This is a genomic window from Alteromonas sp. DY56-G5 (assembly GCF_041414725.1).
Lineage (GTDB): Bacteria > Pseudomonadota > Gammaproteobacteria > Enterobacterales > Alteromonadaceae > Alteromonas > Alteromonas macleodii.
Genome location: NZ_JANHZQ010000020.1, coordinates 1 through 23723, shown reverse-complemented (window position 1 = coordinate 23723; position 23723 = coordinate 1). Strand labels below are relative to the sequence as shown.

Below are 23723 nucleotides of genomic sequence, written 5' to 3'. Positions count from 1 at the left end.
TAGTAGGAAGACGTGAAAATGACGATCATGAAACAAGTACAAAATAACAAATTGGGTGTAGCCGCCTGCTTGTGCTTTTTTTGGGGAAGTATCCTTTTCTTGCCAGCCTTCAGCAAATTTGCAACCGGTGGAGTATGGTTATTTATGGCGGGTTCTCTATTGATGCTTTTCGACATCTTGAGCATTAAAACCAACTAGGCTTTGTTATCAATCGTGTAAGGTGAATGCTGATCCCCCGTTTATGGGGTAGAGCCTGATATATATGGCATAAGCCATTGAATGGGGAGAGAGAAGTTGGTCGGTGTGAGAGGATTTGAACCTCCGACCCCTGACACCCCATGACAGTGCGCTACCAGGCTGCGCTACACACCGACCGAAAGAGCCGACAAGTCTACTCAATTTCAACGACTTTGCAATGTAAAAAAACCAAATAACCGCCTAAACGATTATTTGGTAATCAAAACCCATCTAAAACGAAGCTTATTACAAGTCGTCTGCACTTACATCTTTGATTTCTGGCCATTCTTCATTCGCCTCATCTATATGAGTAGGAATGTTCTTGGCCCATGCTTTGTATACACTTTCGTCTTTATTCACGTAAAGTACGCCATCAACAATTTCAAACGCTTTGCCGTTTATTTCGAATTTCTTACCAAACGTTGCTCCGTAGGCACAAAAGCCGCCGTACGCTGGTACGTATTTGTCTGGGTTGCTTACAAACATGTCTCTATTTTTCCGCGATGAAAATCGGTAAATTGCGTCGTTGTGGACAGCCGTTATAGTCGCTTTACCCAGCACTGGCTTACCTTCAGTAAAATAAGCTACAGCGTCGTGCCCGGCTAAAATAATTCCGTTTTCGTCGGTCTCTGTATCAACGCCAGCGAATACCGCCCCACTAGCAATTAGTGAAACTGCAAATAAACTACCTTTTAAGAATGCTCTCATGCTATTTCTTCTCCACATTGGTGTTTCGAGTGTTTTCACACTATCTCTGTATAAGTTCGAAGAATATGGTACGTACTTCGGTCTTATACAAACATGCTCCAAACGCTTAAATACTTGTCCAAAACACCATGAAAAATTTAGAAAGCCTTTTTGACCAACTTCAAATAACCACCAATGTATTTCACAACGGACAATATTGCGGTAACTGGCAAATTGACACTTCTGGCACCGGCTTTATTAATTTTCACGCCGTAACTCACGGTCAATGCTACTTACACCGTAACGACGACGGCCCAGTTCTGTTAGAAAAAGGCGACATGGTTTTACTGCCTGTTGATAGCCCACACCTTTTAAGCCCTACAAAAACTCACACTTACAAAAATGTTAGCGCAAGCTCTATTCCTGTTAGCGAGAAACTAAGAGCTGAAGGCCCGGTGCTACTTTGCGGTTACTTCGAGTATCAGCACCCTTTAATGAGAGTAATAACAAAAGAACTGCCAGAATTTTGGATAATTAAAAAAGCATCAAAAGAAAGTAGAGTGCTACATGAAAGTCTGCAGTTACTTATCAGCGCGTCGTTAGAAGTGTCGGACTCAACCTTCACTTCGTCGGTTCTGCTAAACAAAATCGCTGAGGTTGTATTCCTTTTGATTGTGAAGCATTTAATGAGCAAGTACTCATCAACCTTAGGGGCTCTACTGCATCCGGCCATAGCAAATAGCCTTCAAGCGCTGCATAACGCGCCTGAACAACATTGGAACGTAGAAATGCTGGCGAGTATTGCGAATATGTCTAAATCTAACTACGCAGCAAAGTTCAAAGCCTGTGCAGGCGTAACTCCAATTAAATACCTAACGCAATGGCGCCTGCGTTGTGCCTGCACAGAAATAATCCAAAGCAACAAGCCGTTAATTACCATTGCAAACCAATATGGTTACGAAACGGAAGCTTCTTTTTCAAAGGCTTTTAAAAGAGAGATTGGCGTATCTCCTTCACAAAAGCGCGTTCAAGCTAGGCCAGTGTAACGTAACACACCCCAGTTACTACCAGTGCAACTAACACGTTTAGCACCACCCCCTCTCTGGCCATAGTTTTTATGTCGAACTTTTCCGTTGAGTATGCAATGGCGTTAGGCGCTGTAGCTACTGGCAGCATAAAAGCGCAACTTGCGCTAATTGCCGCGGGGATCATCAACAACTTAGGATCTACGCCCACAGCCATACCCGCGGCTGCTAGAATTGGCATTAATAGTGTAGATGTTGCTGTGTTGGAGGTAATTTCCGTCAAGAAGGTAACGAACAAGCAAATTCCAAGTACCAAGAGAAGAACAGGAAGCGTAGAAAGTCCCGTTAGCCATGTTCCCATAAGAACACTTAAGCCCGATGACATAAATGCTTTGGCAATACAAATACCGCCAGCAAACAATAACAACATGCCCCACGGAATATCGTTTGCGGTTTTCCAATCAAGCAGTTTGTCGTTGTTTCCTTTTTCGTCTACTTCACCATTATCGTTTCCGCTGTTTGTAAAGAACATAGCCGCAACACCCGCTACGGCAATAGTACTGTCACTTATTGTGCTTATGCCTATCCAAGCAGTCCAAAAAGGTCTGAAAATCCAAGCTAAAGCGACAGTGCCAAAAATAGCAAGAACACGCTTCTCGGCTTTTGTCCATGTGCCTGGGACAGGTAAATCGATGTTCCCCACTTGTTTAATACCGCGCGCTAACCATAAGGCCATAATAGGTACGCCTAGTATTACAATTGGTACGCCTGTTTTCATCCAGTCGATAAAGCTGTATTCAATACCTTGGGTTTCTTCATACACGCTCATAAAGATAATATTAGGTGGCGTCCCAATCGGTGTCCCTACCCCACCTAAGCTTGCCGAATAAGCGATACCAAGTATAAGCGCCACGCCAAATCGCGGATTGTCTACTGCGTTGATAATAGCGATAGCCATTGGCAACATCATTAGGATTGTTGCCGTATTACTAATCCACATACTGAGTACTGCGGTTGTTAACATAAAGCCCAGTACCAGTTTGAGCGGGCTGCCGCTGCCCGTTATACGCAACATGTAAATGGCGAAACGCTTGTGTAAGTTAGCACGCTCCAACCCTTTTGAAAGCATGAAAGCAGCCATTAATAGAATGATAACGTGGCTTCCGAGAGCAGAGGCAGCTTCGCTGTGAGACAACACACCAAATAGCGGGAATAGCGCGAAGGGTAAAAGTGAGGTAGCGGGAATGGGGAGCGCTTCAGTCACCCAGAGCACAGCTACAAATAGCGTAATTGCTGCGGTAAAAATGATCTCGCTGGGCTGATCAATGGCCCACAATCCCAAGCCACATAGTACTGAAGCGATAAAGGCAAATAGAATTATACTGTTTTTACGTGTTGGCTTTCGTTGTAGAGTTTCTGAAGAAGGTTCAGAGTTTGTGTGCATTGCGCTTCCCGTTACTAATAGCTTTATTATAAGTGCTAGTTATTGCTCTTATATTTTCTATCAGTAATTAGCGGGAAACGCACTACGCTTTTGCGAAAAAAACGTGTTTTTAAGACGGTTTCTTTTATTTACTCTCGTCGTCTGACGAGATTCGGCTTGCAACTGCGCCTGCTTGGCCTTTGTATTTAGCGTCCACTCTTGCGTTGTACGGTTTTTCAGCTGGCGCTGACAACACTTCGAAGCTAAGCGCCCCTATTTTCATTTTAGGGCGAAGCGCCAGCGGTAACTTACCACTGTTGTAAAACTCAAGAACGATGTTGCCCGACCAGCCTGGATCTATTCGATGCGCGGTCACGTGAACCATTAAGCCCAAACGCGCAAGCGAAGAACGCCCGTCTAACCAACCTACGATGTTGTCAGGCAAGGTTACTGACTCGTGGGTAATGGCAAGCGCTAGCTCCCCAGGGTGTAGAAAGAAGGCTTTACCCTCTTCTAGTTCAATTTCATCGCTCATAACATGGTCGAGCGCTTCTTGAACCTGTGCTTTCGGCCCACTTAAATCGATAAACGGCGCTTGGTGATCTTCAAACACGCGAAATTTATTACCTAGGCGGATATCTACCGTTACACCACTTATTTGATCGTAGCTGGGTGTAGGGTCAATTTTAATTTTTCCATCTTGCAGATGTTGGTAGATATCGCGGTCGCACAAGCGCATGGTGTATTCCTCATTTCGTTAGGCCGCTATTATGCGTATGTCGCCGCATGCATTCAACTGCTCAAAGGCTTGTTTTATCTGCTTTTGCGCAATTTTCGTATAGTTTTATCAAATTTTAAATTTAAGCAATCGAACCTGGCTATAATTCACCTTTACTACACCTGTCTGAATTTACCTATCCGTCGGGCATTCCTGATATTTGTTACCTAGGTATTTCAAGCTAGTTACTCTTTACCAACAATGCCAATAGGGTTGCCCTTAATGTGTTTTACTGCCCCTTTGCGTGGCGCAACAGTAAGGGCCAGTTGCATAGACAGAGCGCGAGCAGCCTCGCGATAACTTTCACTCAATGCACTTTCGGGCGAGGTAATTAACAAAGGCGTGCCGGCATCGCCATGCTCGCGAATATGGATATCAAGCGGTAGCTGACCTAAAAGTGGCAGTCCATGGCGTTCGGCAAGCGCCTCGCCCCCGTCTTTTGAAAACACATAGTCTTTGGTACCACAGGCTCTGCACTGGTAATAACTCATGTTTTCAATAAGCCCTAATACAGGTACGTTCACTTTTTCAAACATGCTTATGCCTTTTTGGGCGTCGGCTAGCGCTAAGTCTTGCGGCGTTGTAACTACCACAGAAGCAGTAAGTGGTACCTGTTGCGCCATCGTCAGTTGGATATCGCCTGTTCCTGGTGGCATATCTACAATTAAGTAGTCCAGCACGGGCCATAGGGTTTCATCTAGCAACTGCTTTAACGCCCTGCTTGCCATTGGCCCTCGCCATACGGCCGCGTCTTCCTGAGGCACTAAATAGCCAATTGAGTTCGCCACCAGCCCATGTGCAGTTAGCGGCTGCATGTGCTTATTATCTTCGCTTTCAGGGTGTGCATCGGGGTTGCCCAGCATAATGGGAATAGACGGCCCATAAATATCGGCATCTAAAATCCCAACTTTCGCGCCTTCTTGCATAAGCGCAAACGCTAAATTGATACTGGTTGTCGACTTACCTACACCGCCCTTGCCAGAGGCCACTGCTATGATGTTTTTAATGTTGGTGACCGGTGCTACTTCAGTTTCTCCACTCGCTACGTTTTGTTTAAACGTAAGCTGGTCATCGCCTAGCTTTCCTTTTAGCTGTTTAAGCACTTCTTGTTTAAGCGCGTCTAGCTGTGTAGCTATACAAAATGGCAAGGTAACTGTTACACCGGCATCTTCATTTTCTGGCTGGCTAAAAGCACACCATGGCAAGGTATCTTCAACATCTAAAGAAAAATACTTGGCCAAAATTACAGCAACTTTTTGAGTTACCGGCTCTGCTTTGCGAGAAAAGAACATAAAATGCCTTACTAGTAGTAGAATTGTGTGAATTACGTAATGCAAAAAACGCGGTTTTCCGCTAGTATTTGCAGCCATTTTGAAACGCAAAGAATCAATAACGTCATTATGTCAGAAAAACGCCGAATTCTGGTAACCAGTGCGTTGCCATACGCAAATGGCTCTATTCACTTAGGTCATTTGCTAGAACACATTCAAACCGACATCTGGACTCGTTTTCAGCGCCTTCGCGGAAACGAATGTTACAGTGTTTGCGCCGACGATGCACACGGTACGCCGGTTATGCTTAAAGCCCAAGAGCTTGGCATTACACCAGAAGAAATGGTGGCAAGAACGCGTGCTGAACATCACCAAGACCTTGTTGATTTCCACGTAGATTACGACAACTACTATGTAACCCATTCGCCAGAAAACAAGGCGCTGTGTGAAGAAATTTACACCCGTTTAGATAATGCGGGCTACATCAGCAAACGCACCATTAATCAGCTGTTCGACCCTGAAAAAGAAATGTTCTTGCCAGACCGTTTCGTTAAGGGTACCTGCCCTAGCTGTGGTGCAGAAGATCAAAACGGCGACAGCTGTGACGTATGTGGCGCAACGTATAGCCCAACAGAAGTAAAGAACCCGCGCAGCGTAGTATCGGGTGCTACACCAGTGCTACGTGAGTCTGAGCACTTCTTCTTTGACCTGCCAAAATTTGAAGGCATGTTAAAAGAGTGGATCCGCTCAGGTGCCCTGCAGGAAGAAATGGCTAACAAGCTGCAAGAATGGTTTACTGAAGGTCTTCAACAGTGGGACATCAGCCGTGACGCGCCTTACTTCGGCTTTGAAATTCCAGGTGCGCCGAACAAGTTCTTCTACGTGTGGGTAGATGCGCCTGTTGGCTATATGGCTAGTTTCAAAAACTTCTGCGACCAAAACAACTTAGAGTTTGATGATTTCTGGAAAGCAGACTCAGAGGCTGAGCTTTATCACTTTATTGGTAAAGATATTACCTACTTCCACTGCCTATTTTGGCCTGCCATGCTAGAAGGTGCGGGATACCGTAAGCCTACTGGCGTAAACATTCACGGTTTCGTAACCGTAAACGGTGCGAAAATGTCAAAGTCGCGCGGCACGTTTATAAAAGGCCGTACTTACCTTGACCACCTGAACCCAGAATATCTGCGTTACTACTTTGCGTCTAAGTTAGGCGACGGTGTTACCGACATCGACCTTAACTTTACTGACTTCGCACAAAAAGTGAATTCAGACCTGGTAGGTAAAGTGGTTAACATTGCAAGCCGCTGTGCAAGCTTTATCACTAAGCGTTTCGACGGCAAATTGTCTGACAATGTGATTGAGCCAGAGCTTATTGCAGAGTTCCAAAACGCGTCAGAGAGCATTGCTGCACTTTTCGAGAAGCGTAAGTACCACCAAGCCGTGCGCGAAATCATGGCCCTTGCTGACAAAGCAAACCAGTTCATTGATAACAATGCACCTTGGGTAACCATTAAAGACGAGACTAAGCAGCAGTTCACACACGATGTATGCTCGCTAGGTATTAACATGTTCCGTCTGTTGGTGATTTACTTGAAGCCTGTGCTTCCTGTACTTGCAGAAAAAGCAGAAGAATTCTTAAACGATAAGTTCGACTGGAATTCACTGCAAACCCTATTGAAAGGCCACGCCATCAACAAATTCAAGCCGATGATGCAGCGTGTAGAAATGGAGAAAATCGAAGCCATGGTTGAAGATTCAAAAGAAAGCTTAGCGCCAGCAGCACCGGCAATCGACCCAGACAGCCCGCTTGCTAAAGACCCTATTAGCGACACTATCTCGTTTGATGAGTTCGCCAAAGTAGATTTACGTATTGCACGTATTGCTAAAGCTGAACACGTGGAAAAAGCCGATAAGCTTCTACGCTTAGAGCTAGATTTAGGCGGCGAAACCAAGCAAGTTTTTGCAGGTATTAAGTCGGCCTACTCGCCTGAAGCCCTAATCGGTAAACATACGGTAATGGTAGCGAACCTCGCCCCTCGTAAAATGCGTTTTGGCTTGAGTGAAGGCATGGTATTAGCCGCGGGCCCTGGTGGCGACGAGCTATACATTCTTGAGCCGCACGAAGGTGCAAAGCCGGGTATGCGTGTTAAGTAAGCTGTAAAGCGCCCCCTTAAAAGTAAGGTGACATTCAGCGCTATTAAGCGACGGGATGTCACCTTTTTTATTGGGCGGTCAAAGCGGCGCTTAGATTTATAAAGCAAAAACCATATAACCAGAATCAAAGTGCAAGCACGTAACTTGGTATGCTAATAAGCCTAATCATCCTACACTCCTCACTCACTAATTACCTACCCACTCACTAACCTTATCTGCCTTAGGCAAATCGGCTAGAAAATTCTTGTCAAAAAACAGCGCAGTTCCGTTCGGTTTGAATCAAGGCGATCTAACCCTCTTTTTTTAACGTAATCATCGTGGTTAATTAATAAAAGAGGTATTTATGGAAGATTTCTTCGGGACTAATATCGATTTATCGGAATTAACCGAAAAAGCTATTTCACTGGTGATGACTTACACCCCCAAATTATTATTGGCTATTCTTACTTTGGTGGTGGGTCTCTGGTTAGTGAATCGTTTTGTAAACCTATTAGATCATCGGCTAGGTAAAAAGGACCCCACGTTAAATAAGTTTCTGTGCGGACTTATTAGTGCGGTGCTAAAAGTAATGCTGTTGATTTCAGTTGCCTCAATGATAGGTATTGAAACCACCTCATTTATTGCCGTCGTGGGTGCTGCAGGTTTGGCCATTGGTCTGGCACTTCAAGGCAGCCTGGCGAACTTTGCTGGCGGTGTACTAATACTGATTTTTAAACCCTTTAAAGTGGGTGACACCATTGAAGCAGAGGGTCATTTAGGCTCAGTGTCAGAGATACAAATTCTCTATACTGTACTTAACACTTTTGACAATAAGCGCATCGTTATTCCCAATGGCAGCCTGTCTAATGCTACGTTAATTAACGTTAGCGTATATGATAAACGCCGTTGCGACATGACATTTGGTATAGGCTATGATGACGATATCGATAAAGCCAAGAAGGTGTTGCAGCGCCTGTTCGAAGAAGATGAGCGCTCGTTAACCGACCCTGCACCAAGAATTTGTGTAGGCGGATTAGGCGATAACTCAGTCGATTTAATGTTTAGACCGTGGGTCGCCACAGATGACTTGTGGCCTTACTATTGGGATATGCAGGAAAAAGTTAAAAAAGCTTTTGATGAAGAAGGCATTAGCATCCCATATCCACAGCGAGATGTGCACCTCTATAAAACGAGTAACGACTAACGTCTCAGTTAGGAGATAGCAGTCTATGCTATCTCCTATTCCCCTTTCAAACTTGCGTAAAAACGCGAAAGCCATCCGTTTTAGTTACAACATCTTGGTAAATATAGAAGATGGTAAGCGTCTGTCGCTGCTTTCAAGTTAAGAGCTTGGCGTGCTCTCTCTGCACATGGCATACTCATTAACAATACTAGCGCAGCGTGCGATTCATCGTAGAGGTCCTTACACTGGCGCCCACCGCGGAAAAACGCGGCTTCAAATTGCGTTTGGGTTTTATTGCGGTCATGGGTATAACCCGCTTTTTCGCGAGTATTACGTACACCGCACTGCACCATGGCAAGTAAGATGCTAAATAGTCTTGAAGCTTAACCGCCCCTTTCCATTTTTGTTGAAAAAAGAGCGTTGAAAACATCACTTGACGTTGTTCAACAATTTCAAATCCCAGCAGCTGAAGCCAATCTTTAATGCGATAGGACGTAAAAAAGCGTGCATCGTGTAGGATATTTCCGCGCTTAACAGGTAGAAATTTGGCAATTCCGGCGAGGCTTAAGGGGTTAAAGCCACTTATGATCACATAACCGTTTTGTGTAATAACGCGGTCTACTTCTCTTAATATTTCGTGAGGGTCTTGTGCAAAATCTAATTCATTAGCAAGTAGGAAGCCATCAATGCTGTTTTCGGCGAAGGGTAAGCAGTGCGACTGCCCCACTACCGTGTTTTCTCTACTTATTTTCGGTTCGCGTTTATCACCGCCTAACGATATACCCGATGCATTGTGATTGGGAAAGCCCTCTTTCGCTTCATTGTGGTGTGGCTGCTCGCTAGCTAGGTCATTAAACGGAACGTGATTGATGTGGTGTCGAATTGGGCTGGTATCGAGATTTATATCGGCACTTAGCGAGCCTAGTTTGGCAAAGTGATACCCGAAAATTCGCTCAGCATAATCGCTACAAACTGCATTGACCGCATGTCGAATGTGCTCTCCGGCGGGGAAATCATTCCAATTTGTAGGGTAGCGTGGCGGTTTGGCTTTAAACGCCGATCTCATTAACACTGCGCGCTCTTAGGTTGCTCTGCTCTTCACAAGTCCCTATAGTAACGCATAATTCTACCTACACAAGCAGGTACTCTTATGACGGCAGAAACACTTCCTTCAGGCGTAGCCATTCATCCTATTCCCGCTTTTACCGACAATTACATTTGGTGTATTTATAACGAGAGTAGCGCTATTGTTGTCGACCCAGGTGATGCTGAGCCAGTGCTGGCCTTTATTAAAGCCAAAGGCTTAACGCTAAGTGCAGTTCTCATCACTCATCACCACAGAGACCACACAGGTGGTATTGCTAAATTAGTATCTGCAGTACCAGATTTGCCAGTTATTGGCCCAAGAGGCAATCACATAAGAGGAATAACGAAATCTGTTTCTCAAGGCGATACTGTCTCGCTACCTGTTTTTAAAATGGCGCTGCAAGTAATGGAAGTGCCAGGTCATACCCTTGATCACATTGCTTTCTTCGGGCATGGCGCATTGTTTTGCGGCGACACGTTATTTTCAGCAGGTTGCGGACGATTGTTTGAAGGTTCGCCCGAGCAAATGCATCATTCACTGAATAAGTTAAAGCGACTGCCCGACACCACGAAAGTGTTCTGTACACATGAGTACACTCAGGCTAATGTCCAGTTTGCTTTAGCCGTAGAGCCAGACAATAAAGCGCTGTGTGACTACGCACAGTGGGTGGCAGAAAAACGCGCTCAAGGTCAGCCTACACTACCAAGTAATCTCAAAGAGCAAAAAAACATAAACCCATTTTTACGGGCTCATGAACTTTCTGTGAAAACTGCTGCCGAAGCCTATTGCGAAAATAACCTGGCTGACGATGTAGCGGTATTTGCTGCAGTTCGCCGCTGGAAAGATGAGTTTTGATGCAAAAGTAAGCCGATTATCGTAACATGGTCGGTTTGCAGTGCTCCACGAGGTTTCTTCATATATGCAGTTGAAGTTTTTCCCACTGTCGCCACTGATATTGGCGCTAGGTTTAACGGGTTGTCAGTTAACCGATAATAATAACGACAATGCACAATTAGAAAGTAACGAAACCGCTTCGCTAGAAGCGTGCAGTGAAATTCATAACAACGAAGAAGCCATTTCTGATTGTGAAGTTGCAAGAGACGGCGTTATTGATGTTGTTCACCCCAATGATGATACGCTAGAAGAAGGCGCAGAGCTTACCGATACACCGGATATGCATACGCAGGCGGTCGTTACTGACGTATGGGAACGTGCAAGCGCGAATTTCGCCTTAGCGATCCCTGACGACAAACGCATTAGCGCACAGCGTAAATGGTACCTGAAGCACCCAGAATATATGGCTCGCGTTGTAAAACGTGCCAAGCCTTTTCTTTATTACATTACCGAAGAAATTGAAAAGCGCGACATGCCGATGGAGCTTGTGCTTTTACCAATAGTAGAAAGTGCTTTCGATCCCTTTGCTTATTCCCATGGCCGAGCGGCTGGTATGTGGCAGTTTATTCCTGGCACAGGCAAGCGCTTTGGTATGCAACAGAATTGGTGGTATGACGGACGTCGAGATGTTGTTGCGTCTACTCAAGGTGCACTTGACTATCTAACCTATCTAAACGAAATGTTCGATGGTAATTGGCTGCACGCACTTGCCGCCTATAATAGTGGCGAAGGCCGCGTTCAAAGGGCTATTAAAGCTAACAAACGCGCGGGTAAACCTACCGACTTTTGGAACTTAAATTTACCCAAAGAGACACGTGCTTACGTGCCTAAATTGCTTGCGCTGGCTGATATTCTAAAAAATAAAGATGAATATGCGTATGCGTGGCCTGAAGTTGAGAATGTAGCGGTTATCGAAGTGGTTGATATCGGCTCACAGGTCGATTTAGCGTTTGCCGCCGAACTTGCTGGTATGTCTTTAAAAGAACTACACGGGTTAAACCCAGGGTTCAACCGTTGGGCAACATCGCCAGAAGGGCCCCATAGGTTGATACTTCCTTTAGACAAAGCGGCCGCTTTTTCCCAAGCACTGGCCAAAATTGATCAAAAAGAGCGATTGAACTGGGTACGCCACTCGGTGAAGCCCGGCGACAGCTTAGGTAAAATCGCTAAGCAGTATCACACCACCGTGAAAGTTCTTAAAAAAGTGAATGAGCTAGACTCGTCCATGATCCGCGTGGGTCAAGCGATAATGGTACCAGTAGCACTTCAAGAACTGGACAGCTACACATTATCTCAGGAACAGCGTCTAGCCAGCTTGCAGAACGGCAACACGTCTAAGCAAAAAGTACGTCATACCGTACAATCTGGTGATACGCTTTGGGATATTGCCCGTAAGTACAATATAGGCACTAAACAGTTAGCTAAATGGAACGGTATGGCCCCTGGCGATATGCTTCACCCTGGCAAAACCTTAGTTATCTGGCAGGAAGGTAAAGCGCAAGACGGTGTTACCAAAAAAGTGACCTACACAGTAAGAAATGGCGATTCGTTGTCTCGTATAGCCAGCAAGTTCAATGTTAGAGTAAGCGACATAGGCAAGTGGAATTCACTTAATACCAAGCGCTATTTACAACCTGGTCAGAAGCTAAAACTTTATGTAGACGTAACAAGGTTAAACGCATCAAGCTAACCTTTAATACTTAAAGTTCAATACTGTTCATGTCTAACTGCATTTACGTTACGCTTTAAGTCAGAATACAGGATAAGGAAATGCTAAGAATTAACCGAGAAAATTTGCGAAACAGTCATGAAACGCCTTGGTTAATCTTAGATTTAGTCATGTTAGGTATACTTTTTGTGAACCTAACATGGCTCATTTTCGACGCCTTATACGCCACCGACTTTGTCTATGGTCTATTGGGCACGTATTTTCCCGCTTTTCTTAGTGCTTACGATCCCGTTCACAACAACTTTCTGTTGGTCGACTTGGTGTTTATCGCCATTTTCTTCAGCGAATTTTGCTTCCGGTGGGTTGTAGCTATTGTGCGTAAAGAACATTTACGCTGGTATTTTTTTCCGTTTTTGCATTGGTACGATATCATAGGTCTAATCCCTACTGGACCTACCCGCCTATTTCGTTTCTTGCGCATATTTTCTATTTTGCACCGCCTGCACAAATTCGAAATCATCGACTTAAATCAAACCGCGGTCTTTCGCTTTTTTGCATTTTACTACGATGTATTTGTCGAAGAGTTAAGCGACCGAATTGTTGTAAAAGTGCTCAGCGATGCGCAAAAAGACATCTCAGCAGGTTCGCCTTTATTAGACGATATCAACGCACAGGTACTGGCCCCCCGCCGTCCTGTCATTACCCAATGGATGGCTGGCGTTATCAACCATTTAGGCCAGTCAATTCAAAGCGAAGAGCACGGCGAGGTGATACGGGAGCACGTGCGCAAGAGCGTGGGTAAAGCGGTGAGAAGTAATGCACAAGTTTCTTCCCTGCATTACCTACCTGTTATCGGCAAAACCATTGAAAATACGTTGGAAGAGTCAGTCACCGATATCGTGACCACATCGCTAGTTAATCTGTTAAGCGACTTAGACGCAGAGCGCATCGACCATTTCATTTCAGTCGGCATGCACGACTATACCCCTACCGCCGATGCACTTGATAAAGAAGTACTTAACGTTGTAAACGAATGCTTAGAACTGGTGAAAGCGCACGTTGCACAGCAGCGTTGGAAGTCACATCTCACCGAAAAAGAATCGGCAATCCCCACTGGCAAGCCCGAAATTTAAATGATGACCTTACCAAACAAGAAAGCTCGCATATGCGAGCTTTCTTATTATCAGTTAATTACAGGCTGCGAGTTACGCTTTACGCCACGTAGTACCGCTTGGGCCATCTTCTAACACTACGCCTTTTGCGTTTAACGCATCGCGTGCGGCATCTGCCGCTGCCCAGTCTTTGGAGGCACGGGCATCGTTACGCTGTTTAATTAACGCTTCAATTTCAGCCGCTTCGTCGTCATTGCCTTCACCGCCTTTCAAGAAGGTGTCTGGATCACTTTGAAGCATACCCAAAATTGCGCCTAGGCCTTTAAGAACAGCAGCCAGTTTACCTGCTTCTTCTACATTATCTTTTTGGCGGTTAAGCTCACGTGCCACATCGAACAACACCGAAAAGGCTTCAGGTACGTTTAAATCGTCGTTCATTGCCGCTTCAAAGCGCGTTAGGTAGCCACCGTGGCTAAGGTCAGTGCTTTCGTCTACTGTTACACCACGCAGCGCAGTGTACAAACGCTCTAGGGCGGCCTTCGCTTGAGTAATATTGTCTTGAGAGTAACTTAACTGGCTACGGTAATGCGCCGACATCAGGAAGAAACGCAATGTTTCTGAGTCGTGCTCTTTAAGCACATCGCGCAAGGTAAAAAAGTTACCCAATGACTTAGACATTTTTTCGTCATTAACCTGTACCATACCCGCGTGCATCCACACGTTTACGTAAGGTGTGTCATACGCACAGCACGACTGAGCCACTTCGTTTTCGTGATGTGGGAACGTTAAATCTGAGCCACCGCCGTGAATATCAAAGTGCGCACCAAGATGCTTATGATTCATTGCAGAACATTCAATGTGCCATCCCGGACGTCCCTCGCCCCATGGCGATTGCCACGCCGGCTCACCAGGCTTGGTGGTTTTCCACAGTACGAAGTCTAGCGGGTCGTCTTTTCCTGCCGCCACTTCAACACGAGCACCCGCTTTAAGCTGATCTAAGTCTTGTTTGCTTAACTTGCCATAATCTTCGTACTTGCTTACGTCGAATAGTACATCGCCGCTTTTAGCTTGATAGGCGTAACCTTTGTCCATTAGTCGCTGGATAATTTCAATGATCTCATCCATATGTCCACTTACTGTCGGCTCGACGTCTGGCTCTAGTAAGTTAATCGCCGCAAAGTCTTCGTGCATCATGGCAATAGTGCGTGCAGTTAGCGCCTCAAAGCTTTCGCCATTTTCATTGGCGCGAGCAATAATCTTATCGTCGATATCGGTGATATTGCGCACGTACTTCACATCTAAACCAAGGTGGCGCATGTAGCGTACTAAGACATCGAAACTCAGGTAAGTACGGGCATGACCCATATGACTTAGGTCATAAACGGTAATACCACAAACATACAAACCCACTTTCCCTTCTTGAAGCGGTACAAACTTCGCTTTTTCACGGGTTCGGGTGTTGTAAAGATGTAGCATGTCTATATTTCCTATTTGTCATAATTTTTCGGCCGCAAAGTTTAGCACTGTCACGATTTAAATGGTACAAGCCTTTTGCAAGGATATGGCTGGGTTTTGCGATAACCGTCTCTTTGCGCTAACGACTCGTTTTGCGCTAAAATGCCGCCACTTTATATGTATGCTAACACACAGGACAAACCACAATGGTTACGTTAAAAACAAATTTCGGTGACATCACCCTAGAGCTTTTTGAAGATAAAGCGCCTAAAACGGTAGCTAACTTCATTTCTTACGTCGAAGACGGTTTTTTTGATAACACTATTTTTCACCGTGTAATCAACAACTTTATGATCCAAGGTGGTGGTTTTACGCCAGATATGGATCAGAAAGACACAAAAGACCCTATTGAAAACGAAGCGGACAACGGCGTAGCAAACGAAGTGGGTACAATCGCGATGGCGCGTACCCAAGATCCACACTCCGCGACGGCTCAGTTTTTTATTAATGTAAATAACAACGACTTCCTTAACCACTCTAGCAAGTCTGTCAATGGTTGGGGCTACTGTGCATTCGGTAAAGTAACTGAAGGTATGGATGTTGTTGAAAAAATTAAAGCCGTTAAAACCGGTAACAGCGGCTATCACCAGGATGTTCCTGTTGAGCCTGTTATCATTGAAAAAGCGACTATTTCTTAAATAGCCGCTGACATCTATGCTTGAATAGCTGTCTCAATAACGCCTTGGCCAATATGATTTTCAAGACATACTCAAGGCCTTGAGTTAAATACAAGCCGCGTTACTTTAACGCGGCTTTTTAAACCACAATAAGAAGATTTATGTCGTTCACCTACTTCATTGCCGACTTGCACCTAAGTGCCGACCGCCCTGACATTACAGAATGCTTAATGCGCTTTTTAAAAGAAGACGCGATTAATGCTGATGCACTTTACGTTCTTGGTGACTTGTTTGAAGTTTGGATTGGCGACGACAACGTTACTCCATTTAACACTGCCATAGCATCAGCTTTCAAGGCAGTGAGTCAGCATTGCCCTATTTACTTTATTCACGGTAATCGCGATTTCGCCATACGTGAAAAGTGGCTATCAAAAGCCGGCATGACGTTATTAAACGAACAAGAAGTTGTAGACTTATACGGCACACCTACCCTGCTTACTCATGGTGACGAACTATGCACTCGCGATGTTGCTTATCAAAAGTTTCGCAAGAAATCCCGCGGTTGGTGGTGGCCACGTTTAATGCTTGCGCTTCCTTTATGGTATCGACAGCGTGTTGCCGATAACGGTCGCAAGGAAAGTAAGGCTAAGCAGCAAAATCTTAAGCCAGATATTATGGATGTCACGCCTGAAGAAGTGGTGAAAGTCATGGAAAAATGGGGCGTGCAGCGCATGATACATGGCCACACACACAGACCCAACATTCATAGTCTTACAGCAAACGGCAAGCCTGCAACTCGTATTGTACTTGGCGATTGGTATGATCAAGGCAGTGTATTAAAGGTTACTGAAAATGATGTGATGCTGCAGAAACATAACTTCAGTTAGCCCCCATCATTATTTGTTACAAACTAGCCGAAAGTACATGTGTCAGACGCTGGCTTAATTTTTGTTCTGTGGTATAAAGAATAAAAGCAAGTTAGTCATCATGGATGGTGTAAATGACAGATGTTCTTCTTTCCCCTACAAACTTCTGGTTTAGCATTTCGCTTATAGCCGTTTTCTTTATTTTCATACTAGAACTTGTTAGCACTATTTTTGGTATAAGCCTGTTGGGGTTAGGCGATGATTTTGCAGAGTTTGATGGCGATGGGTTTCTTAATACCTCGTTTGCCAACTGGCTTAATATTAATAAAGTTCCCTTTCTTATTTACCTGGTAGTACTTCTTACTCTATTCGGTTTAGTTGGCTTGATGGTTAACGGCTTAACAGCGAGTGCACTCGGCTATACCCTGCCAGCTTTCCTATCCGTTCCTCTTGCATTTGTTATTGGCGCATTCGTAACAGCTAAAACCGTAAAGGTAATTTCAGGCTTGTTGCCTAGTGTAGAGTCTAGCGCGGTTAACAGCGATGACTTCATTGGGTCTGTGGCCGAAATCACGATTGGAAAAGCAAGCCGAGGCAACCCAGCTGAAGCAAAGTTTACTGACCATTATTCACAGCCTCATTTTGTGTTAGTAGAACCTTTCGAAGATGAAGAGTTGTTCGCACAGGGAGAGCGCGTCATTTTAGTTCAGAAAAAACAACACAGCTGGTTAGCAACCCGCTACCTATAACCTAAAAGAGATAAAAGTATGGATACAATTCAACCATCTAGCTTGCCGTCAATACTCTTTATTGCCGGTGCTATTGTTGTAGGGCTTATCGTTATTGGCCTTATCTTTGCCAAACTTTACACCCGCGCGACGAAAGAAACAGCGTTCGTAAGAACCGGTTTAGGCGGTGAAAAAGTCATTAAGGACGGTGGCGCTATCGTGCTTCCTGTCGTTCACGAAATAATTCCAGTAAATATGAACACCCTTCGTATAGAAGTGGAAAAAATTCAAAAAGACGCGCTTATTACCAAAGATCGCATGCGTGTTGATGTTAAGGCAGACTTCTATTTACGCGTGGCCCCCAATGCCAATGGCATATCAATGGCTGCGCAAACGCTAGGAACGCGCACCACTCGCGCTGAAGAAGTTAAAAAGCTAATGGAGTCTAAGTTTGTTGACGTACTACGTGCGGTAGCTGCTGAAATGAGCATGACCGAAATGCATGAGCAGCGTGCTGACTTTGTACAAAAAGTTCAGCAAAGCGTGGCTAACGATCTTGAAAAGAACGGTCTTGAGTTAGAATCGGTGAGCTTGACTGGTTTTGACCAAACCGACCTACAGTTTTTCAATGAAAACAACGCTTTCGATGCCGAGGGGCGTGCACGCTTAACGAAGATCATTGAAGAAAAGCGCAAAGAAACCAACGATATTCAACAAGAAAACCGCATTTTCATTGAACAGCGTAATTTGGCTGCTGAGAAACAATCACTAGAAGTGAAACGAGATGAAGAAGAAGCTCGCTTAGCCCAAGAGCAAATTCTTGCCTTTAAACGTCAGGAACAAAAAGCAGAAATTGCTAAGCAGCGCGAAATGAAAGAACGGGAAGAGCGCGAAGCAGAGATCGCGAAAAACCGTGCTATCGAGGCTGCGGAGATCGAAAAATCACGGGAAATTGAAACCCAAGAAATTGCTAAGCGTCAGGCATTAGAGCAAGCGCGCATTCGTCAGCAGCAAGAAGTTGAGGTTTCTGAGCAAATTAAACAAATTGCCGTTGCGACAAAATCTGAGGAAGAGTCGGCCGCACGTGCTAAAGCTGCTGAAGCGGAAAAAGCTAAAGTGGAAAAAGTGGAAGCAGTAACCACAGCGAAAATGGTGGCAGAAGCTGAGCGTAAGAAACAAATTGAAGTTATAGACGCGCGCAAAGAGGCAGAGCGTGAGGCTGTAGGCATTACCGTAGAAGCACAAGCTAAGAAAGAAGCAGCTGAAAACTCTGCTGCCGCTATTCTTACGGAAGCTAAGGCCGCTGCCGATGCAAAAATGCTTCAGGCTGAAGCTGATGAGAAAGTGCTTGCTGTTGAAGCACAAGGTAAACAAGCGCTTTATGAGGCTGAAAATACGCTTAAGACCGAGCAAATTGAGCTGCAAAAAGCCCTTGCCATGCTCAAAATATTGCCTGAGCTTGTGGCACACGCCGTTAAGCCACTTGAAAACATAGAAGGTATTAAAATTCTTCAAGGCTACGGCCAAGGGAGTGGCGTGAAAGGCGATCACACCGTTGCTACTGCTGGTAGTGGTTTAGCTGAACAAGTAACGCAAGCCGCACTAAGCTATCGTGCTAACGCCCCACTGGTAGACTCTATGTTGCGTGAAGTGGGCTTGGTCGATGCGGAAAAAGGCAAATTAGATGATTTGGTAACAGGCAACAGCGACATACTGACCAAGGCCAATGCCGTAAAACCTAAACCTATCGTGGCAGCTCCAGAAAACCTAAATGGTAATAAAGCGTCGGAAGAGCTTCCAGCTGATTAATGCTCATTGAGCTAGTATTTAGCTAGCTAACACGACACAACATCCTAAGCCCTGTAATTCAACAGGGCTTTTTGTTTTCACTTAATTTATCAACTAATACTCTTAACCGAAGTGGCAAGATTTTGCTTCCCGGGATACAGCGCCTACGGTATGGCTAAAGGAGCCATAGAGGTAATGAGTCGTTACCTGGCTGCAGAGTTAGGAGCCCGTAAAATTAGAGTAAACACCCTGGCTCCAGGTGCCATTGAGACTGACTTTAGCGGTGGCTATGTTCGCGATAATAGCGAAGTCAATAATGCTATAGCCTCTCAGACCGCTTTAGGCCGCGTTGGCCAACCCGAAGATATAGGTGGCGTTATGGCAGCGCTATTAAGTAATGATAGTTATTGGATTAACGGCCAAAGGATTGAGGCATCTGGTGGTATGAAGTTGTAACACCATAAGCATGATGGCGTTGATGTCAGCTTTCACTTATTAACGAAAATAGCTTAAACGCCTTTGTAACCTTTCAAGCTGCAAAGGCGTATCATAAGGAGTAACATACACAGGCAAAGTTGTATTCTCTGCGCTTAAACATTAGGTTTGCACGTGAGGATATTGTTAAGCCTTGAAAATATTATCTGAGATTTAGATATTTTTAAGGAAGAAAGTCGAGGATAAGTGCTATGAAGTCGCTACCCGAAGAACCAGAGAAACCTTTAAGAGACGATTGTTGCGGCGGAGGTTCGTGTTGCCCATGTATTTGGGACGTATACTACGAGAAGCTCGCTAAGTGGAAAGAAGCAAAGCGAGAATTTGACGAGTTAGCGAATAATGAGTCATCAGACACAAGATCTTCAGACTAGCGATCCGAACTCGTATTTAGAATACCGTGTTCGCTATTTCCTACTATTGAACAGCCCTTGAACGAGCTACCCTGTCTTAGAACTTGCCTAATTGAAACCGCCGCATGAGCGTTTGACAGTTCCATTTTTTAAACTTCTCATTTACAAATTTCTATTCTACTGCTATTTTATCTTAATCGATTAAGATTTTGATTTTCTGTGAGTCTCAACCAAATTTGGTCAGTCAATAACAGAAGATTAAGAATTAAGCTAAACCCGTTACATGGTTAATTTTTAATCTGCCAAACTGGTAGTGCTTAATTCGTAGTAATGTGTGCTCGCGATACGTAAGAGAAGTACGAGCAAGCGCATGCTGAATTTTGGAGAGTTATCATGTCTATACGCAATGGCGTTCAACTAATCACCTATGCAGACCGACTAGGCGATGGCAACATCGAGAGTCTAACAAGCATACTTCAGGGCCCGTTAGGTGGCCTGTTTACGGGTGTTCACATCCTTCCTTTTTACTACCCTTACGATGGTGAAGACGCGGGTTTCGATCCTATCGATCATACCTTGGTCGATGAGCGCTTGGGCGATTGGGAGAACGTCAAAAAGCTTGGCGAATCGGTAGATATCATGGCCGACCTCATTGTTAACCATATGTCGGGGCAAAGTGAAGCGTTTAAAGACGTGCTGAAAAACGGGCGCGAATCGAGTTATTGGCCGCTGTTCTTAACCAAGGAAGATATTTTTAAGGGCAACGATCAAACGCAAATTGACGAACAAATAGCACAAGTGTTCCGCCCTCGACCCACACCGTTTTTCAGCGATTACGAGGTGGGCACAGAGACTGGCAACCCTGAAACCGTGCCGTTCTGGACAACTTTTACCTCTAATCAAATTGATATTGATGTGGAGTCACAGTTAGGCAAAGACTACCTATCTTCTATTCTTCAGTCGTTTACTGAAAGTAATGTTGATCTTATTCGCTTAGATGCGGCGGGCTATGCAATTAAACGCGCAGGTTCGAACTGCTTTATGCTTGAAGAAACCTTCGAATTTATCGAAGAATTATCAAACCGCGCACGTGGTATGGGCATGCAGTGTTTGGTCGAAATACACAGTCACTATCAAACTCAAATTGATATTGCTGCGCGTTGCGACAGTGTTTACGACTTCGCTTTACCTCCGCTTGTACTACACACCTTGTTCTCTAAAAATGCAGAGGCATTGGCATACTGGCTTTCAATTTCGCCACGTAACTGCTTTACCGTGCTAGATACTCACGATGGCATCGGCATTGTTGACGTGGGCGCGAATGGTGACAAACCAGGCCTGCTTACCGCAGATGCGATTAATTCGCTCGTTGACCAAATACATGAAAATTCCAATGGCGAGTCTAAAAAAGCCACCGGTGCCGCTGCAAATAATGTAGACCTTTATCAGGTAAACTGCACATATTACGATGCGTTAGGTAAAGATGACTTCGCTTATTTGGTTGCACGCGCCATTCAATTTTTTAGCCCGGGTATCCCTCAAGTTTATTACGGTGGCTTGCTTGCTGTTGAAAACGACATGGCTTTACTTGCTAAAACCAATGTTGGTCGCGACATCAACCGCCCATACTTGTCTACTGCCATGGTAAAAGAAGCCGTTGAAAAGCCAGTGGTTAAAGGCTTGATGCAGCTTATTAGGCTAAGAAACGAAAGCGATGCTTTTAACGGTGTATTTGACGTGAGTTACATCAACAACGTATTCGTGCTTTCGTGGAAAAACGGCAACCATGCGGCGTCACTAAACGTGAACTTCAGCACCATGGATGCAACAATTCATACGGTGGATAATGGTGAAGAAAGCGTGTTGTCAATCAACTCGCTACTTGCTTAAAACGCAATCTTTAGCGATAGTTTAGCTACTTAGCGCTCAGCTATTCAGGAACTAACACGTGCCGTCAATGCGCTTAAACGCATTAGCGGCACGTAAACCTTGGATTAGCCATTACGATTTAAGTATTACAAAACTGGTATTGTTGTGAATTAACTCAGTACTCGTTTACCTAAACGACGTATTATTTTGTGTTGGTGTTTTATCTATAGTCGTCGTTATACGCCCTACCCCAGTCACATAGCTGACGTAAAGTTGGCTCTAGTGTACGGCCTAAATCGGTAAGAGAATACTCTACACGAGGGGGCACTTCAGCATACACTTTCCTGTTTACCAACCCATCACGCTCTAACTCTCTGAGTTGCTGTGTAAGCATTTTTTGGGTAACGCCTTGCAATCGTCTACGCAACTGACTAAAACGTAGCGTTTTATGGCAAAGGTGCCACAAAATAACCCCTTTCCATTTACCGCCTATTATCTCAAGGGATACTGCTACGCCACAAATGTATTGATTTGAGTCGTTCGTATTTTCTGCAGCATTGGGCTTATTATCTTGTTTCTGGCTTTTTAGGACGGCGTTATTATCAATGTCTGATGTCACATCACTTTCCTCTGCCACTACACTGTTTCAAAGTTGCGGTCATACTACTCCCTCTTAGAGTAATTACGTTCATATTCACTACGTAAAAGGCATTATTATTAATGTCAGCATTGATGTCAGTGGTCTTTGTTAAAGCGACCAGTCGAACAAAGGATTTACATCACGCCAATAGTATCTTTTAGGGTACTACCCTACTAAAAAGTGCATACTTGCGCAAAGTTTATATATTGTCACAATGGGTAGCGTAATCATTCGACTAACGGAGACAGGTATGACATCGTTTAAAGCTTTGCTTGTAGAAAAGCAGGAAGATAAATCCTTCACGCGTAAAGTAACGCAGCGTTCACTTGATGACTTGCCTGAAGGCACGCTACTCATTAAGGTGCATTATTCATCGCTTAACTACAAAGATGCACTGTCAGCCACCGGCAATCCAGGTGTGAGCAGAAGCTTTCCTCATACCCCAGGAATTGATGCAGCAGGCACGGTGGTATCGTGTGGTGACAATCGCTTTAAAGAAGGAGACGAGGTTATTGTCACCGGATTTGACCTCGGCATGAACACCGCTGGAGGCTTTGGCGAATTCATCAGAATTCCAAGTGAATGGGCGGTAGCTAAGCCAAATGGACTTACGTTGAGAGAGTCAATGATCATTGGTACCGCAGGTTTTACTGCAGGACTATCGGTACAAGGCTTGGTTGAACACTGCGTGACTCCTGACAAAGGCGATATTCTAGTCACTGGCGCTACAGGAGGCGTGGGCTCTGTCGCTGTTGCCCTGTTGGCCAAAGCTGGCTTTTCGGTTGTGGCATGCACTGGAAAAAAAGAGCATGAGTCATTTTTAAAGACACTTGGCGCAAGCAAAGTGATAACTCGCGACGAACTATTAGAAAACAAAGAACGCCCCATGCTTAGGGAGCAATTCGCTGGCGCCGTTGATACAGTAGGCGGAGAGTATCTAGCACAGGCAATCAAAGCTACGCAATATGGCGGCGCGGTGACGTGCTGCGGTCTTACGGCTGCTGCAGATCTTAACGTGAGCGTATTTCCATTTATCTTGCGAGGCGTTTCATTGCTTGGAATCGACTCTGTGCAGTGCCCAATGCCTCCAAGATTGAGGTTGTGGGACAAGCTTGCTAGTGAATGGAAGCTAAACTGCCTTTATAACCTTACCGAGGAAGTGACCCTTGATGCGGTAAATGAAAAAATAGACGCAATCTTAAAAGGGCAGATTTCTGGCCGTACTTTGGTTAATGTTCAAGGTTAAGTACATAAAAAGAAGGCACCTTAATATGGTGCCTCAGATTGATGATAAACCCCTCTTTTTTCGGAGGGGTTTATTTTTTCTAGCAGCCGAAGGCTGCGATCGCGATA

21 protein-coding genes, 1 tRNA gene and 1 pseudogene are annotated in these 23723 nt (G+C 44.8%); 15 read left to right on the top strand and 8 right to left on the bottom strand.

What is annotated here, in order from left to right:
- Nucleotides 1-18 precede the first annotated feature (18 nt).
- Entirely contained in the window at nucleotides 19-198 is a 180-nt protein-coding gene (locus NO989_RS11430) for a YrhK family protein (protein ID WP_371342560.1), read from the top strand.
- Between the two features lie 97 nt (nucleotides 199-295).
- Here the strand turns inward: NO989_RS11430 and NO989_RS11425 are convergent.
- Together NO989_RS11425 and NO989_RS11420 are read right to left on the bottom strand one after the other, a co-directional pair.
- A tRNA-Pro gene (locus tag NO989_RS11425) sits at nucleotides 296-372 on the bottom strand.
- Between the two features lie 111 nt (nucleotides 373-483).
- Nucleotides 484-945: a YHS domain-containing (seleno)protein gene (locus tag NO989_RS11420; protein ID WP_281715899.1), complete on the bottom strand. Its 462-nt coding sequence runs from the start codon at nucleotides 943-945 to the stop codon at nucleotides 484-486.
- Nucleotides 946-1073: 128 nt separating this feature from the next.
- Here NO989_RS11420 and NO989_RS11415 point away from each other — a divergent pair, with 128 nt between their 5' ends.
- Nucleotides 1074-1970, top strand: a complete 897-nt coding sequence (locus NO989_RS11415) for an AraC family transcriptional regulator (RefSeq protein ID WP_252118644.1) — start codon at nucleotides 1074-1076, stop codon at nucleotides 1968-1970.
- Here NO989_RS11415 and NO989_RS11410 read toward each other — a convergent pair.
- The 3 genes from NO989_RS11410 to apbC all read right to left on the bottom strand — a co-directional run bounded on the left by NO989_RS11410 (nucleotide 1957) and on the right by apbC (nucleotide 5442).
- Nucleotides 1957-3393: a DASS family sodium-coupled anion symporter gene (locus tag NO989_RS11410; protein WP_049586885.1), complete on the bottom strand. Its 1437-nt coding sequence runs from the start codon at nucleotides 3391-3393 to the stop codon at nucleotides 1957-1959. The genes NO989_RS11415 and NO989_RS11410 overlap by 14 nt on opposite strands.
- Before the next feature lie 124 nt (nucleotides 3394-3517).
- Nucleotides 3518-4111: a dCTP deaminase gene (gene dcd / locus NO989_RS11405; protein WP_014976864.1), complete on the bottom strand. Its 594-nt coding sequence runs from the start codon at nucleotides 4109-4111 to the stop codon at nucleotides 3518-3520.
- A 224-nt stretch (nucleotides 4112-4335) separates the two neighbouring features.
- Nucleotides 4336-5442 (bottom strand): iron-sulfur cluster carrier protein ApbC, encoded by a 1107-nt coding sequence (apbC, locus tag NO989_RS11400; RefSeq protein ID WP_156086563.1) that lies wholly within the window; start codon nucleotides 5440-5442, stop codon nucleotides 4336-4338.
- A 108-nt stretch (nucleotides 5443-5550) separates the two neighbouring features.
- Here apbC and metG point away from each other — a divergent pair, with 108 nt between their 5' ends.
- Nucleotides 5551-7578: a methionine--tRNA ligase gene (gene metG, locus NO989_RS11395; RefSeq protein ID WP_371342558.1), complete on the top strand. Its 2028-nt coding sequence runs from the start codon at nucleotides 5551-5553 to the stop codon at nucleotides 7576-7578.
- 343 nt (nucleotides 7579-7921) lie between these two features.
- Nucleotides 7922-8761, top strand: a complete 840-nt coding sequence (locus NO989_RS11390) for a mechanosensitive ion channel family protein (protein ID WP_039225292.1) — start codon at nucleotides 7922-7924, stop codon at nucleotides 8759-8761.
- Nucleotides 8762-8948: 187 nt separating this feature from the next.
- Here NO989_RS11390 and NO989_RS11385 read toward each other — a convergent pair whose 3' ends face one another.
- Nucleotides 8949-9806 carry a class I SAM-dependent methyltransferase gene (locus NO989_RS11385; RefSeq protein WP_014976867.1) on the bottom strand — a complete coding sequence of 286 codons (858 nt, stop codon included), beginning with the start codon at nucleotides 9804-9806 and terminating at the stop codon, nucleotides 8949-8951.
- An 84-nt stretch (nucleotides 9807-9890) separates the two neighbouring features.
- Here NO989_RS11385 and gloB point away from each other — a divergent pair, with 84 nt between their 5' ends.
- The 3 genes from gloB to NO989_RS11370 all read left to right on the top strand — a co-directional run bounded on the left by gloB (nucleotide 9891) and on the right by NO989_RS11370 (nucleotide 13523).
- A complete protein-coding gene (gene gloB, locus NO989_RS11380; protein ID WP_039225290.1) occupies nucleotides 9891-10682 on the top strand; it encodes a hydroxyacylglutathione hydrolase in 792 nt (263 codons plus the stop codon).
- Between the two features lie 64 nt (nucleotides 10683-10746).
- On the top strand, nucleotides 10747-12411 hold the full coding sequence (locus NO989_RS11375; RefSeq protein WP_049586881.1) for a LysM peptidoglycan-binding domain-containing protein: 1665 nt from the start codon (nucleotides 10747-10749) through the stop codon (nucleotides 12409-12411).
- An 80-nt stretch (nucleotides 12412-12491) separates the two neighbouring features.
- Nucleotides 12492-13523 carry a hypothetical protein gene (locus NO989_RS11370; protein WP_014976870.1) on the top strand — a complete coding sequence of 344 codons (1032 nt, stop codon included), beginning with the start codon at nucleotides 12492-12494 and terminating at the stop codon, nucleotides 13521-13523.
- Nucleotides 13524-13595: 72 nt separating this feature from the next.
- Here the strand turns inward: NO989_RS11370 and cysS are convergent, their stop codons facing one another.
- Entirely contained in the window at nucleotides 13596-14978 is a 1383-nt protein-coding gene (cysS, locus tag NO989_RS11365) for a cysteine--tRNA ligase (RefSeq protein ID WP_283622932.1), read from the bottom strand.
- 185 nt (nucleotides 14979-15163) lie between these two features.
- On the opposite strand from cysS, the gene NO989_RS11360 reads away from it, so the two are divergent.
- From NO989_RS11360 to gtfA, 7 genes and pseudogenes are all read left to right on the top strand, one after another.
- Complete coding sequence (locus NO989_RS11360; RefSeq protein ID WP_014949922.1) at nucleotides 15164-15655, top strand: peptidylprolyl isomerase; 492 nt, start codon at nucleotides 15164-15166, stop codon at nucleotides 15653-15655.
- Between the two features lie 140 nt (nucleotides 15656-15795).
- Entirely contained in the window at nucleotides 15796-16521 is a 726-nt protein-coding gene (gene lpxH / locus NO989_RS11355; protein ID WP_014949923.1) for a UDP-2,3-diacylglucosamine diphosphatase, read from the top strand.
- Between the two features lie 113 nt (nucleotides 16522-16634).
- On the top strand, nucleotides 16635-17249 hold the full coding sequence (locus NO989_RS11350) for an OB-fold-containig protein (protein ID WP_014949924.1): 615 nt from the start codon (nucleotides 16635-16637) through the stop codon (nucleotides 17247-17249).
- An 18-nt stretch (nucleotides 17250-17267) separates the two neighbouring features.
- A complete protein-coding gene (locus NO989_RS11345) occupies nucleotides 17268-19037 on the top strand; it encodes a flotillin family protein (protein WP_371342556.1) in 1770 nt (589 codons plus the stop codon).
- 99 nt (nucleotides 19038-19136) lie between these two features.
- Nucleotides 19137-19472 (top strand): annotated as a pseudogene (locus NO989_RS11340) (SDR family NAD(P)-dependent oxidoreductase); the annotation flags it as partial.
- Nucleotides 19473-19702: 230 nt separating this feature from the next.
- The gene (locus tag NO989_RS11335; protein ID WP_156086570.1) at nucleotides 19703-19882 is read left to right on the top strand and encodes an oxidoreductase-like domain-containing protein; all 180 of its coding nucleotides are present in this window, start codon (nucleotides 19703-19705) and stop codon (nucleotides 19880-19882) included.
- Nucleotides 19883-20254: 372 nt separating this feature from the next.
- Entirely contained in the window at nucleotides 20255-21751 is a 1497-nt protein-coding gene (gtfA, locus tag NO989_RS11330) for a sucrose phosphorylase (RefSeq protein ID WP_283649013.1), read from the top strand.
- 199 nt (nucleotides 21752-21950) lie between these two features.
- Here the strand turns inward: gtfA and NO989_RS11325 are convergent, their stop codons facing one another.
- The gene (locus NO989_RS11325; protein ID WP_136783030.1) at nucleotides 21951-22253 is read right to left on the bottom strand and encodes a helix-turn-helix domain-containing protein; all 303 of its coding nucleotides are present in this window, start codon (nucleotides 22251-22253) and stop codon (nucleotides 21951-21953) included.
- A gap of 367 nt (nucleotides 22254-22620) precedes the next feature.
- Here NO989_RS11325 and NO989_RS11320 point away from each other — a divergent pair, with 367 nt between their 5' ends.
- Nucleotides 22621-23616 carry a YhdH/YhfP family quinone oxidoreductase gene (locus NO989_RS11320; protein ID WP_371342555.1) on the top strand — a complete coding sequence of 332 codons (996 nt, stop codon included), beginning with the start codon at nucleotides 22621-22623 and terminating at the stop codon, nucleotides 23614-23616.
- The last annotated feature ends 107 nt before the right edge of the window (nucleotides 23617-23723 follow it).

Bases quoted from the DNA above. Each gene is read 5' to 3' on its own strand.
- metG (WP_371342558.1), top strand. From the start codon at position 5,551: ATGTCAGAAAAACGCCGAATTCTGGTAACCAGTGCGTTGCCATACGCA.
- apbC (WP_156086563.1), bottom strand. From the start codon at position 5,442: ATGTTCTTTTCTCGCAAAGCAGAGCCGGTAACTCAAAAAGTTGCTGTA.
- NO989_RS11350 (WP_014949924.1), top strand. From the start codon at position 16,635: ATGACAGATGTTCTTCTTTCCCCTACAAACTTCTGGTTTAGCATTTCG.
- cysS (WP_283622932.1), bottom strand. From the start codon at position 14,978: ATGCTACATCTTTACAACACCCGAACCCGTGAAAAAGCGAAGTTTGTA.
- dcd (WP_014976864.1), bottom strand. From the start codon at position 4,111: ATGCGCTTGTGCGACCGCGATATCTACCAACATCTGCAAGATGGAAAA.
- NO989_RS11385 (WP_014976867.1), bottom strand. From the start codon at position 9,806: ATGAGATCGGCGTTTAAAGCCAAACCGCCACGCTACCCTACAAATTGG.
- NO989_RS11375 (WP_049586881.1), top strand. From the start codon at position 10,747: ATGCAGTTGAAGTTTTTCCCACTGTCGCCACTGATATTGGCGCTAGGT.
- NO989_RS11320 (WP_371342555.1), top strand. From the start codon at position 22,621: ATGACATCGTTTAAAGCTTTGCTTGTAGAAAAGCAGGAAGATAAATCC.
- NO989_RS11360 (WP_014949922.1), top strand. From the start codon at position 15,164: ATGGTTACGTTAAAAACAAATTTCGGTGACATCACCCTAGAGCTTTTT.
- NO989_RS11415 (WP_252118644.1), top strand. From the start codon at position 1,074: ATGAAAAATTTAGAAAGCCTTTTTGACCAACTTCAAATAACCACCAAT.
- gtfA (WP_283649013.1), top strand. From the start codon at position 20,255: ATGTCTATACGCAATGGCGTTCAACTAATCACCTATGCAGACCGACTA.
- NO989_RS11370 (WP_014976870.1), top strand. From the start codon at position 12,492: ATGCTAAGAATTAACCGAGAAAATTTGCGAAACAGTCATGAAACGCCT.
- gloB (WP_039225290.1), top strand. From the start codon at position 9,891: ATGACGGCAGAAACACTTCCTTCAGGCGTAGCCATTCATCCTATTCCC.
- NO989_RS11410 (WP_049586885.1), bottom strand. From the start codon at position 3,393: ATGCACACAAACTCTGAACCTTCTTCAGAAACTCTACAACGAAAGCCA.
- lpxH (WP_014949923.1), top strand. From the start codon at position 15,796: ATGTCGTTCACCTACTTCATTGCCGACTTGCACCTAAGTGCCGACCGC.
- NO989_RS11390 (WP_039225292.1), top strand. From the start codon at position 7,922: ATGGAAGATTTCTTCGGGACTAATATCGATTTATCGGAATTAACCGAA.
- NO989_RS11430 (WP_371342560.1), top strand. From the start codon at position 19: ATGACGATCATGAAACAAGTACAAAATAACAAATTGGGTGTAGCCGCC.
- NO989_RS11345 (WP_371342556.1), top strand. From the start codon at position 17,268: ATGGATACAATTCAACCATCTAGCTTGCCGTCAATACTCTTTATTGCC.
- NO989_RS11335 (WP_156086570.1), top strand. From the start codon at position 19,703: ATGAAGTCGCTACCCGAAGAACCAGAGAAACCTTTAAGAGACGATTGT.
- NO989_RS11420 (WP_281715899.1), bottom strand. From the start codon at position 945: ATGAGAGCATTCTTAAAAGGTAGTTTATTTGCAGTTTCACTAATTGCT.